The organism is Marinococcus sp. LNSP9103-4 (assembly GCF_056034345.1).
The window spans coordinates 107,796-118,619 of the sequence record NZ_JBQLIA010000008.1 but is presented as its reverse complement, the minus strand read 5'-3'; the positions used below and the strand labels follow the sequence as shown (position 1 = coordinate 118,619).

The 10,824-nt window shown below is 46.9% G+C and carries 14 protein-coding genes; 2 read left to right on the top strand and 12 right to left on the bottom strand.

From position 1 onward, the window contains the following. Window positions 1-131: 131 nt before the first annotated feature. The 6 genes from ACTRXG_RS07960 to ACTRXG_RS07935 form a co-directional block, all read right to left on the bottom strand. The gene (locus ACTRXG_RS07960) at window positions 132-269 is read right to left on the bottom strand and encodes a hypothetical protein (RefSeq protein WP_474261239.1); all 138 of its coding nucleotides are present in this window, start codon (window positions 267-269) and stop codon (window positions 132-134) included. 152 nt (window positions 270-421) lie between these two features. Then, window positions 422-658, bottom strand: coding sequence for a 30S ribosomal protein S18 (gene rpsR / locus ACTRXG_RS07955; protein WP_022792963.1), 237 nt, complete (start codon window positions 656-658; stop codon window positions 422-424). 44 nt (window positions 659-702) lie between these two features. After that, window positions 703-1,191: a single-stranded DNA-binding protein gene (gene ssb / locus ACTRXG_RS07950; RefSeq protein ID WP_474261238.1), complete on the bottom strand. Its 489-nt coding sequence runs from the start codon at window positions 1,189-1,191 to the stop codon at window positions 703-705. 27 nt (window positions 1,192-1,218) lie between these two features. Further along, window positions 1,219-1,506: a 30S ribosomal protein S6 gene (rpsF, locus tag ACTRXG_RS07945; protein WP_474284538.1), complete on the bottom strand. Its 288-nt coding sequence runs from the start codon at window positions 1,504-1,506 to the stop codon at window positions 1,219-1,221. Window positions 1,507-1,644: 138 nt separating this feature from the next. Beyond that, window positions 1,645-2,745, bottom strand: coding sequence for a redox-regulated ATPase YchF (ychF, locus tag ACTRXG_RS07940; protein WP_474284537.1), 1,101 nt, complete (start codon window positions 2,743-2,745; stop codon window positions 1,645-1,647). A gap of 154 nt (window positions 2,746-2,899) precedes the next feature. Continuing rightward, the gene (locus tag ACTRXG_RS07935; RefSeq protein ID WP_091615215.1) at window positions 2,900-3,088 is read right to left on the bottom strand and encodes a DUF951 domain-containing protein; all 189 of its coding nucleotides are present in this window, start codon (window positions 3,086-3,088) and stop codon (window positions 2,900-2,902) included. A 208-nt stretch (window positions 3,089-3,296) separates the two neighbouring features. Here ACTRXG_RS07935 and yyaC point away from each other — a divergent pair, with 208 nt between their 5' ends. Beyond that, window positions 3,297-4,019: a spore protease YyaC gene (yyaC, locus tag ACTRXG_RS07930; protein ID WP_474261237.1), complete on the top strand. Its 723-nt coding sequence runs from the start codon at window positions 3,297-3,299 to the stop codon at window positions 4,017-4,019. On the opposite strand, the gene ACTRXG_RS07925 is transcribed toward yyaC, so the two are convergent. Beyond that, on the bottom strand, window positions 3,957-4,667 hold the full coding sequence (locus ACTRXG_RS07925) for a DUF554 domain-containing protein (protein WP_474261236.1): 711 nt from the start codon (window positions 4,665-4,667) through the stop codon (window positions 3,957-3,959). The genes yyaC and ACTRXG_RS07925 overlap by 63 nt on opposite strands. A gap of 277 nt (window positions 4,668-4,944) precedes the next feature. Between ACTRXG_RS07925 and ACTRXG_RS07920 the strand changes: the two genes are divergently transcribed. After that, on the top strand, window positions 4,945-5,403 hold the full coding sequence (locus ACTRXG_RS07920) for a GNAT family N-acetyltransferase (RefSeq protein WP_474284536.1): 459 nt from the start codon (window positions 4,945-4,947) through the stop codon (window positions 5,401-5,403). 75 nt (window positions 5,404-5,478) lie between these two features. Here the strand turns inward: ACTRXG_RS07920 and ACTRXG_RS07915 are convergent, their stop codons facing one another. The 5 genes from ACTRXG_RS07915 to mnmG form a co-directional block, all read right to left on the bottom strand. Beyond that, window positions 5,479-6,327, bottom strand: a complete 849-nt coding sequence (locus tag ACTRXG_RS07915; RefSeq protein ID WP_474282716.1) for a ParB/RepB/Spo0J family partition protein — start codon at window positions 6,325-6,327, stop codon at window positions 5,479-5,481. Next, entirely contained in the window at window positions 6,308-7,081 is a 774-nt protein-coding gene (locus ACTRXG_RS07910; protein ID WP_022792953.1) for a ParA family protein, read from the bottom strand. The genes ACTRXG_RS07915 and ACTRXG_RS07910 overlap by 20 nt, the downstream gene beginning before the upstream one ends. A gap of 40 nt (window positions 7,082-7,121) precedes the next feature. After that, window positions 7,122-7,964 carry a nucleoid occlusion protein gene (gene noc, locus ACTRXG_RS07905; RefSeq protein WP_474284535.1) on the bottom strand — a complete coding sequence of 281 codons (843 nt, stop codon included), beginning with the start codon at window positions 7,962-7,964 and terminating at the stop codon, window positions 7,122-7,124. 116 nt (window positions 7,965-8,080) lie between these two features. After that, complete coding sequence (gene rsmG, locus ACTRXG_RS07900) at window positions 8,081-8,794, bottom strand: 16S rRNA (guanine(527)-N(7))-methyltransferase RsmG (protein WP_474284534.1); 714 nt, start codon at window positions 8,792-8,794, stop codon at window positions 8,081-8,083. 130 nt (window positions 8,795-8,924) lie between these two features. Continuing rightward, the gene (gene mnmG, locus ACTRXG_RS07895; protein WP_474284533.1) at window positions 8,925-10,805 is read right to left on the bottom strand and encodes a tRNA uridine-5-carboxymethylaminomethyl(34) synthesis enzyme MnmG; all 1,881 of its coding nucleotides are present in this window, start codon (window positions 10,803-10,805) and stop codon (window positions 8,925-8,927) included. Window positions 10,806-10,824 lie beyond the last annotated feature (19 nt).

Sequence of the window (10,824 nt, the reverse complement as noted above, 5' to 3'; positions counted from 1 at the left end):
TTCTTTTTAGTATACGACCCTTCGGGGCGCTTGCCTACAAAAAAACTGTCGAGAAAGGAGACTTTCTCGACAGCCTGAAAACGCTGACTTACGTCAGCGTTTCGTTTATTTATCTGCAGCCGGGCTTTTATTTATTCTTCATTCGGCAGCTTGAAGGAAGATTCGTTTGGAACCTCTGCTTCTATGTTTTCCTCTGCGGCTTGAATATCATCCTGCTTCAATTCTTCAAGCTGTTTATTAATTTTTGTAATATAAGACTGAACGTCCATATGAAAACCTCCTTCCCAGTATATAAAACGCTTTAACAATTACTTCATTTATACCCCGGGGAGGGAGCGGCCTAAACATACAGCCAGTTTCCATACAATAAAACACCCTTCCCCAGGCATAAGGCCTGGAAAAGGGTGTTTAAATGTTTCCTTTACTGCTCGCGCACAAAAGGAAGCAATGCTACGTGACGGGAACGCTTGATAGCGCGGGTCAGCTTACGCTGATATTTCGCACTCGTACCAGTTACGCGGCGTGGAAGAATCTTCCCTCTTTCTGAAATAAACTTCTTCAAGAGTTCAGTATCTTTGTAATCGATATGAGTAATTTTGTTTACTGTGAAGTAACAAACTTTCCGTCTTTTTCCTCTACGACGTGCTGCTGCTGCCATTGTTTATCCTCCTTTATAAAAGATTGTTTATGCTCTCAGGGGTTTTAGAATGGCAAATCGTCATCTGAAATGTCGATTGGCTGCCCGTTATCCGAAAACGGATCATCGTTTAAATTAGACGAATCGCGATTTTGCTGGCCTGAACCTGAGCTCTGGCTGCTCTGCTGTTGAGAATAGCCGCTTCCCTGCGAAGAACCTCCGCCTCCGGACGCTCCGCGCGGTTCAAGGAACTGCACGCTTTCCGCCTGAACTTCTACTACCGTTACACGACGGCCTTCCTGGTTTTCATAGCTTCGGCTCTGCATACGTCCATCCACACCGGCCAGGCTGCCTTTTTTCAAGTAATTGGCCACATTTTCTGCCTGCTTCCGCCAAATGACGCAGTTAAGAAAGTCTGCTTCCCGTTCGCCCTGCTGGTTGGTAAATGGACGATTTACCGCAATGCGAAAGTTAGCGACTGCTACGCCGTTCGGGGTATAACGCAGATCAGGGTCCGCGGTCAGCCGACCGACTAACACGACACGATTTATCATTTAAACCCCTCCTGATTGTTAATGAAATTAGTTGTCGTTACGAACAACTAAGTGGCGGATTACGTTATCATCGATTTTAACCAGACGGTCAAATTCGTTGGTAGCGTCCGCGGTGCCTTTAATGTAGGTTACAACGTAATACCCGTCACGAAAATCATTGATTTCGTATGCGAGACGTTTTTTTCCTACTTCGTCTACTTTTTCAATTTCAGCGCCGTTATCCGTTAAGATTTTGTTGTACCGTTCGATTGTGTTTTTGACACCATCTTCGTCAACATTCGGGCTGATAATGTAAAGTACTTCATAATTCCGCATGCTGCGTCACCTCCTTTTGGTCTTCGGCTCTTCTCCGGTGGAAAAGAACAAGGAGCAAAAAACGCTTATCCGTTTTTAACTCGCAAGTTAAAATTATATCAGCTTGAATTGCATTTTACAATATTCCTGGAGGAAAAATTAAACGTTAAAGCGGAAATGAACGACGTCGCCGTCCTTAACGATATATTCCTTGCCTTCAAGCCTTACCTTGCCTGCTTCTTTGGCGCTGTTCATTGCACCTGCCTGCATCAGGTCTTCGTATCCGACAACCTCGGCACGGATAAAGCCTTTCTCAAAATCACTGTGGATTACACCGGCAGCCTGGGGAGCTTTTGTATTTTTGCGGATCGTCCAGGCCCTTACTTCCGGTTCACCTGCAGTAAAATACGTCTGCAGGCCAAGCAGGGAATAAGCTTCCCGGATCAGCTGGTCAAGCCCCGGCTCTTCAATGCCGAGATCCTGAAGAAATTCATTTTTTTCTTCTCCTTCAAGCTCCGCGAGTTCTTCTTCAATTTTCCCCGAGATAACTACAACGCCCGCACCTTCAGCTGCTGCAAATTCTTTGACACGGGAGACGTGCTCATTGTCTTCTTCTTCCATTAAGTCATCTTCGCTGACGTTGGCGACGTATAATACCGGCTTCATCGTGAGAAGCTGGAAGCCTTTAACGATTTTCAGCTCTTCCTCAGTCCATTCCAGGCTGCGCACGGGCTGTTCTTCTTTCAGTGCTTCGACAATCTTTTCGAGTACTGCATGCTCCTGCATTGCATCTTTATCCTTGGATTTGGCAAGCTTTGCTACTTTATCGATCCGCTTTTCTGCCGTCTCAAGGTCTGCAAGAATCAGTTCCAGGTTAATTACTTCGATATCATGGATCGGATCTATTTTTCCCGAGACGTGAGTGACGTCATCACTGTCAAAGCAGCGTACCACGTGGGAAATAGCGTCCACTTCACGGATATGCGAAAGGAATTTATTTCCCAGGCCTTCTCCTTTACTCGCTCCTTCAACAATGCCGGCAATGTCTGTAAATTCGAATGCGGTAGGAATCGTTTTTTTCGGCTGAAACATATTTGTTAACTGTTCGAGCCTGCTGTCCGGCACTTCCACAATACCTATGTTCGGGTCAATTGTGCAGAACGGATAGTTGGCAGACTCCGCTCCCGCCTGAGTGATTGCGTTGAACAATGTTGACTTCCCGACGTTCGGAAGTCCGACTATACCTGTAGTTAAAGCCATTTATTATTTCCTTCTTTCTTTCAATTAATATTTCTCTAAACATAACAAAGAGGACAACCGCAGCTGTCCTTAAAAGCAACTCTTTATCGTTAGTATATTGCTTTGAGTATAGTATAATTTCACTTTTGCGACAACAAGAGCAGCTTTACCGGAATTATTCGAGCACCTTTTTCACCTTTTTACTGAATTCTTTTCTCGGAAGCATCACGCTATGTCCGCACCCTTCGCACTTAATCCGGATATCAGCGCCCATCCGGATAATTCTCCAGCGATTTTCTCCACAAGGATGCTGCTTTTTCATTTCCACAATACTATTGATGTCAAAAGGCTGCTTTTCCACCATAAGGCCCGTCTTCTCCTTTCTTCTCATCTCACCTGAACGATTCGGTACTTTTTATCCTATCGTAATCCGTCAAAAACCTCAATTAAACTCTCACCTTTCTGTCCGGGGCGGCTTTTGCTTAAATACGACAGTTATTTTTACCCAAACGCGGGTATAGTAGGCTAATACAATTATTTTTGGGGAGAATTCTGGAAAGGAGTTATCTGCTATGGGGAAAAAAGCTGTTTCACGTGAAGCCTACCGTACTCACTGCCACGTCAGCATGGATGAGCCCGGAAGTGCTGGAGAGCTGGCGGACTGCCTGACCGGTCACATCCGGGAGCGTGTCACAGATGAAGATATCATCCTGGTCTGTATTGGCACAGACCGCTCCACCGGAGATTCTCTAGGGCCTTTAACCGGAAGCAAGCTTCTTGAAAAGCAACTGGAAAACTTTTATATATACGGCACTCTCCAGTACCCGGTACATGCTGTTAATTTAGAAGAAACGCTTTCGATCATTGCTGCAGAGCATCCGCATGCTTTTATTATCGCTGTAGACGCCTGTCTTGGTTATCTTCAGAATGTAGGGAAAGTTACTTTGAATGAAGGAGGAGTAACTCCAGGAGCTGCCATGAAAAAGAAGCTTCCAATGGTTGGAGATATGCATATTAACGGCATAGTAAATGTCAGCGGAATGATGGAATACTTCGTACTGCAAAATACCAGGCTGTATACTATCGACACAATGGCTTCTTTAATAGCAGAAAGCTTCCTTCTTGCCGACCGGTCAATCTCAACGCAGCATGTCCTGAAGGAGGAAGAAGCCACCACCCCTCCGTTAACTTTCCATAACGAGGACGACCATGTCCGCTTCCTCCGGGAGGCTTCATCCGCCGAACAGACGGATAATAAACACAAAAAAAGCCACCATCGGTATCGCCGGAAGTAGATTTGCCACCCGGATTTCTAAAAGACCTGCCAGCTTTAAGCCGATAGCAATAATCATCACGCCGCCGGTAGCCGTCATTTCAGTAATAAAGGTATCCATGGCCTCCTGCGGCACCAGCCTATCAATTTGGACGGCAAAGAGGGCAATGGACCCCTGGTAAATAACGACTGGGATAAACGAAAATAACACCCCGATCCCCATCGTCGTTGTAAAAATAAGCGCTGAAAATCCGTCCAGCATTGATTTTGTAAATAACACATCGTGCTCCTGGCGCAGCCCGCTGTCCATTGCTCCAAGCACTGCCATAGCTCCCACCACATATACCAGCGTGGCAGTTACAAAACCTTTGGCTACTGTGTTCTCTGTACCGCTGTTTCCCATTCGTTTTTCCACCCACTGGCCGACCGACTCCAGACCATCTTCGATTCGCAGGCGCTCTCCTGCCCAGGCTCCAGTTACCAGACTGCCCACGACAATTAAAAATTGTTCTGTCTGCAGTCCCATCTGAATGCCAAGAAGAACAACCGCCAGCGCCAACGCCTGCATAATGGTTGTTTTCATTCTTTCCGGTATACGGTGAAACAATAACCCCATTAATGATCCAATAATAATAGTCACTCCGTTGACCAATGTTCCTGTCAGCACCATAAATGTCCGCTCCCTTTTCCCATTTGTTTCTTTATTTCTCTCTGTATATTCTTTTGAAATCCTTTGTGGATACGCTGATAAGTGCAGTCCAACTGCCGGAAGCAACGGTGAGTCTCTTCATCCTGTGCTTTTGGCTATTGATTTTTGTGCCTTTTGGGCTGGTTTTAAATATTTTACTATAAAATGAACTGGAGCGGGCTTGCCCTAAAAGGCAAAGGTTACATAGCTGATGTCTTTTATCGTTCTTTCTGCCCTTTCATTTTAAGGAGAGATTATAATGATCGTCCTTTTACCTAATCATAAATACAATACCGCTAAAAGTATACTTGCTCTGCAGCAGCAATCCTACCATACAGAGGCTGTGCTTATAGACAATTTTGATATCCCTGCTCTAAATGAAACGGTGGAAGCTATCCGGGCATCGAAGGAAACCTTTATTGGTTACTTTGTGGAGGGGGAGCTTTGCGCTTTTATTGCTTATGAATACCAGGAAAAAAAGCTGCAAATCACAAGACTCGTCGTCCACCCGGATTTTTTCCGGAGGGGCTTTGCCTCTTATTTACTGAAATATCTATTAAATCACCATCTGGATACTTTAATTTACGCTTATACAAGCGAAAAAAACCAGCCGGCTATCGATCTTTACCATTCATTTGGATTTGTCATTTCCCGCAAATTCAGCCTTTCCGACGGGCATCCCATGGTAGTACTTGAACGCCATTCCTCCTACGCCTGATACTTCGTCCCACCCTCCGCCTTTTAAGCCATGCAAAATAGAAAGGACTCCCGGGTAAAACCGGAAGCCCTTTCCTTATTCTTTTTCTTCACTCAGAAGCTGAAGAATCCGATCCAGGTCCTCATCCGAAAAGAATTCGATTTCAATCTTTCCTTTGTTTTTTCCCTGCTGAATAGAAACGGAGGTACCAAAATATGATTGGAGTTCCTCAGCTTTTTGTTCAAGGAAAGGAGAGGCCGGCTGTTTTGGCTTTGTTTCACGTGGAACACCCTCGTTCATCTGCTGAACAAGTGCTTCCGTCTGCCTGACATTGAGTGCCTGTTTAACAATCTGTTCGCTTACCTTCACCGCTAGCTCTTTCTTTTTCAATCCAAGAAGCGTTCTGGCGTGTCCCATGGAAATTTCCTTGGTCTCAACGAGCTTTTGCACTTCTGCCGGCAGCTGCAGAAGCCGGATATAATTGGCAATGTGCGGTCTGCTCTTTCCGAGCCGCTTGGACAGTTCATCCTGAGTAATGTCGAGTGATTCCACCAGACGCTGATACGCATGGGCTTCTTCTAATGGATTCAGATCTTCCCGCTGCAGATTTTCAATTAACGCGACTTCCATCATCCGCTCATCGCTTAAATCTTTTACAATCGCCGGAATTTCTTTTAGGCCTGCCGCTGAGGCAGCACGGAACCGCCGCTCTCCCGTAACAATATCGTACCCTTTAATACTTTTGCGAACGAGAATTGGCTGCAAAACACCGAACTCCGCCACAGATTGCTTCAGCTCTTCAATCGCTTCTTCTTCAAATCGTTTTCTCGGCTGATAAGGGTTCGGCCGTAATTCCTGTACTGGTACGGCAGTGATTTGATCTTCGTTGCCGCCTGTTTCTTCCGGGAAAAAAGCGTTCAATCCTCTACCTAGACCTTTGGCCACCAGCAACCACTTCCTTTGCTAATTCTAAATAGACCTCGGCACCCTTAGACTTTGCGTCGTACATAATAATTGGAAGACCGTGGCTTGGAGCTTCCCCAAGACGTATATTCCGGGGAATAATCGTTTCGAATACTTTTTCCTGAAAATATTTTTTTACTTCTTCTATAACCTGGAATCCGAGATTGGTCCTTGCGTCGAGCATTGTAAGCAGGACTCCTTCGATTTCCAGATCATGGTTTAAGTGCTTTTGCACAAGCCGGACGGTATTGAGCAGCTGGCTCAATCCTTCGAGGGCGTAGTACTCGCACTGCACAGGGATTAAAATCGAATCCGAAGCGGAAAGCGCGTTGATCGTTAAAAGCCCAAGGGAGGGAGGGCAATCGATTATTATGTAGTCGTACTGCGCCGCCACATCCTCCAATGCATTTTTCAGTCTGATTTCCCGGGAAATAGTGGAGACCAGTTCAATTTCTGCCCCGGAAAGCTGGATGGTGGCAGGTACTACGTCCAGTTGTTCCAAGGCTGTTCCCCGGACAATATCACGAATATCTGTGTCTTCAACGAGAACGTTATAAACGCACTTTTCAACGTCCCCTTTTTCAATGCCCGCCCCGCTGGTAGCATTGCCCTGCGGATCAATGTCCACGAGAAGCACCCGCTGTCCTACATGTGCCAGACAGGCACTAATATTTACTGCTGTTGTTGTTTTCCCAACGCCGCCTTTCTGGTTGGCGATAGCAACAGTTTTTGCCATCGATACACCTACTTTCCCAGTTCCATGCTGTTCTTCTTGTTTACTGCTTCGATTTTGGTATTCGAATGGTTACCTGATAATAACCATCATAGTCTTCTTCATCCGTATCAATTGCCATGCCGCTTTTCGTCACCATGTCTATCGACTCCCGGATCGTATTTAAGGCAATACGGGTATCTTTGGATACGTGCTTTTTCGGCTGCCTTGTCTTTTTTGGCTTTGGATCAAGCAAAGCAGCAATCCTGTCTTCCGTCTGTTTCACGTTCCAGTCCTTTTCAATGGCCTCGTCAACGATACGATCCTGGCGCTCCGCCTCCGGCAGCTTCAGAAGGGCTCTGGCATGCCGTTCAGTAATTTCTTTTTCTGAGAGCTTCTCCTGAACGTATTCAGACAGATGCAGCAGACGGAGCTTGTTAGCAATGGTCGACTGACTTTTTCCCAGCCGCTGCGCCAGACTTGCCTGCGTGAGCTGATTCATTTCAAGCAGCCTGGCGTATGCAGCTGCCTCTTCAAGCGCTGTTAATGCTTCCCGCTGCAGGTTTTCAATAAGCGCAATTGAGGCCGTCTGGGTATCATTAAATTCTTTCACCAGCGCCGGGATCTCTTTCCATCCAATCTTCTGCGAAGCGCGCCAACGCCTTTCGCCAGCAATAATCTCATAGCCTCCGGACTGCTTTCTGACCGTTATTGGCTGCAGAAGGCCGTGCGTCTGCAGCGATTGAGCTAATTCCGAAAGCTTTTCATCCGAAAAGATGGTCCGTGGCTGAAAAGGATTCGCCATGATTTGATGGATGGGAATCATTTTAACTTCGTGTTCATTAATGCCGCTTTTTTCAGCCTGGTTGTCTCCCAGACCGAACCATTTTTGAATCGACTGTTTCATACCCGTATATCACCTCACTTAAAAACTGCGGCCCATGATGTTTCACTAGTGGATTTCGTACATTTGCTCTTTCATTCTATCACGTTTCTAAGGGTTGTCGAATGAGCCATGGGTGATTATAAAGGATTTTTTGCCGGGGTACCTGGTTTTCTCGGATACGCTTTTGGGGTCTTTTTCCTTTTTTCGAATGCTAAAAGCACCCGTTCGCTCTCTTCTTCAGGCAGTTTCATTTTCTTCGGGGCCAATGCTTCTGCTTCTAATTTTAACAGGGCGTTTTCTGCCTCAAGCAGTTCTTCTTCCCCGCTGGCTCCCTTCCAAGCAATGAAAACACCTCCCGGCTTTACAAACGGCAGGCAGAGCTCGAGCAGTACTGGCAGCTTAGCCACAGCACGGGCACTCGCTGCGTCAAACTGATCCCGGTACGTCTTTTGACGAGCCAGCTGCTCCGCCCGGTCATGGATAAGGGTCACTCCTTCAAGCCCAAGCTCACTGACGATTTCCTCTAAAAAACCGATACGTTTTTTTAAAGAGTCGACAATCGTAACCTGAAGCTCCGGTAAGCAGATCTTAAGAGGCAGACTTGGGAAGCCGGCTCCTGAACCGACATCGATCAGGGTTCCTTCTGCCTTAAAGGCCGAAAGGGAAGCTCCGGTAAGAGAATCATAAAAATGTTTTTCATATACCTCCCGTTCTTCAGTAATGCCTGTCAGATTCATGCGCTCATTCCATTCCACTAGCAGCTGATAATACTGCTCAAATTGCTTCTTCTGTTTATCGTCCAAAGAAATATGTATGGCTTCAAGCCATTCCGGAAACGTTTCTTTACTCATTCTTTTCTTTCCTGCCCTTCACTGGATAATACGACAACGCTCACACTCCTGGTGTTTACCTCTTAGCAAAACGGCGTTGTCTTAAAAAAAGCCCCTGCTTTCAGTAAGCAGGGGCTTTTATCACGCACTGTTACGTTGTTGCCATACGGCCCTGTTCAATATACACAAGCAGTATAGATATATCGGACGGATTCACCCCGGATACACGGGATGCCTGTCCAACAGAAAGCGGACGTACTTCTGAAAGCTTTTGTCTCGCTTCAATCGCAATACCCGAGATGGAGTGGTAATCGATGCTCTCTGGAATTTTTTTCTCTTCCATTTTTTTCATCCGCTCGACCTGTTCAAGCTGTTTAGAAATATATCCTTCGTATTTTACCTGAATTTCCACCTGTTCGGCTACATCCGGCGCAATAGACGAAGGCGCGTCTGCAAATGGAGCAACGTCAGCATAACCAATTTCCGGCCGCTTCATCAGGTGGGCCGCCGAAGCTGCTTCCTTCATCGCTGTTGAACCGCGGGAAATGAGCATATCATTAATTTCTTCATGCGGCTTCAGGGTAAAGCTCTCCAATCGTTTTTTCTCAGCCTCGATCGATTCTTTTTTATGCACAAATCGTTCGTAGCGGGCCTCCGGAACCAATCCGATCTCATGACCGATATCGGTTAGACGCAGATCGGCATTGTCATGACGTAGAAGCAGGCGGTATTCCGCTCTCGATGTTAACAGGCGGTATGGTTCGTTGGTGCCCTTAGTGACCAGATCATCAATAAGTACTCCAATATACGCATCCGAACGGTCAAGGATGACGCCTTCCTTGCCCTGTGCTTTGCAGGCTGCATTGATTCCGGCCATAATCCCCTGCCCGGCAGCTTCTTCATAACCCGAAGTACCGTTAATCTGACCGGCCGTAAAGAGACCTTCCACGGTTTTTGTTTCAAGGGTCGGCCACAGCTGCGTCGGAACAATTGCATCGTATTCGATCGCATATCCCGGGCGCATCATTTTTACGTTTTCAAGTCCCGGGATCGTTTTGAGTATGCCGAACTGAATGTCCTCCGGAAGACTGGTTGAGAGCCCCTGCACATAAACTTCATCTGTATTTCTGCCTTCGGGTTCGAGGAAAATCTGGTGCTTCGGCTTGTCGTTAAAACGGACAATTTTGTCTTCAATTGAAGGGCAGTACCTCGGACCAGTTCCTTCGATCATACCGGAATACATTGGGGAGCGCTGCAGGTTGTTTGTAATCAGCTCATGCGTTTCTGCGCCGGTATAGGTGAGCCAGCACGGGAGCTGATCAGTAATGAATTCCACCGTTTCGTAGGAAAAGGCCCGCGGCTGCTCGTCGCCGGGCTGGATCTCTGTTTTGCTGTAATCAATGGAATTACTGTTCACCCGGGGCGGAGTGCCGGTTTTGAACCGGACCATATCGAGCCCGAGCGCTTTAATGCTGTCCGATAAATTGATGGCAGGCTGCATGTTATTCGGACCACTTTCATAAGCGAGTTCTCCGAGAATAATCTTGCCGCGCAGATAGGTGCCCGTTGTCACTACGACCGAGGAAGCATAATAGCTCGCACCAGTATTAGTGACTACGCCTTTACATACGTTATCTTCAACGATCAACTCCTCCACCAGTCCCTGGCGGATCGTTAAATTGTCTGTGTTCTCAAGGGTCCGCTTCATTTCCTGCTGATAGAGAAATTTATCAGCCTGCGCACGGAGCGCCTGAACAGCCGGTCCCTTTCCTGTATTAAGCATCCGCATCTGGATATGAGTTTTGTCAATATTTTTAGCCATTTCTCCGCCGAGCGCATCAATTTCGCGGACGACAATGCCTTTTGCCGGCCCTCCTACGGACGGGTTGCACGGCATAAACGCTACGGCATCCAGGTTCAGCGTCAGCATCAATGTATTGGCTCCCATGCGTGCAGAAGCAAGCCCTGCTTCTACGCCCGCATGTCCGGCGCCGATGACAATCGTGTCATAATTTCCTCCGTTGTAACTCATTACAGTTCCTCCTTCTAGT

Bases quoted from the DNA above. Each gene is read 5' to 3' on its own strand.
- ACTRXG_RS07925 (WP_474261236.1), bottom strand. From the start codon at position 4,667: ATGGTGCTGACAGGAACATTGGTCAACGGAGTGACTATTATTATTGGA.
- yyaC (WP_474261237.1), top strand. From the start codon at position 3,297: ATGGGGAAAAAAGCTGTTTCACGTGAAGCCTACCGTACTCACTGCCAC.
- rpsF (WP_474284538.1), bottom strand. From the start codon at position 1,506: ATGCGGAATTATGAAGTACTTTACATTATCAGCCCGAATGTTGACGAA.
- ACTRXG_RS07910 (WP_022792953.1), bottom strand. From the start codon at position 7,081: ATGGCAAAAACTGTTGCTATCGCCAACCAGAAAGGCGGCGTTGGGAAA.
- ACTRXG_RS07920 (WP_474284536.1), top strand. From the start codon at position 4,945: ATGATCGTCCTTTTACCTAATCATAAATACAATACCGCTAAAAGTATA.
- ssb (WP_474261238.1), bottom strand. From the start codon at position 1,191: ATGATAAATCGTGTCGTGTTAGTCGGTCGGCTGACCGCGGACCCTGAT.
- ACTRXG_RS07935 (WP_091615215.1), bottom strand. From the start codon at position 3,088: ATGGTGGAAAAGCAGCCTTTTGACATCAATAGTATTGTGGAAATGAAA.
- noc (WP_474284535.1), bottom strand. From the start codon at position 7,964: ATGAAACAGTCGATTCAAAAATGGTTCGGTCTGGGAGACAACCAGGCT.
- ACTRXG_RS07960 (WP_474261239.1), bottom strand. From the start codon at position 269: ATGGACGTTCAGTCTTATATTACAAAAATTAATAAACAGCTTGAAGAA.
- rsmG (WP_474284534.1), bottom strand. From the start codon at position 8,794: ATGAGTAAAGAAACGTTTCCGGAATGGCTTGAAGCCATACATATTTCT.
- rpsR (WP_022792963.1), bottom strand. From the start codon at position 658: ATGGCAGCAGCAGCACGTCGTAGAGGAAAAAGACGGAAAGTTTGTTAC.
- ychF (WP_474284537.1), bottom strand. From the start codon at position 2,745: ATGGCTTTAACTACAGGTATAGTCGGACTTCCGAACGTCGGGAAGTCA.
- mnmG (WP_474284533.1), bottom strand. From the start codon at position 10,805: ATGAGTTACAACGGAGGAAATTATGACACGATTGTCATCGGCGCCGGA.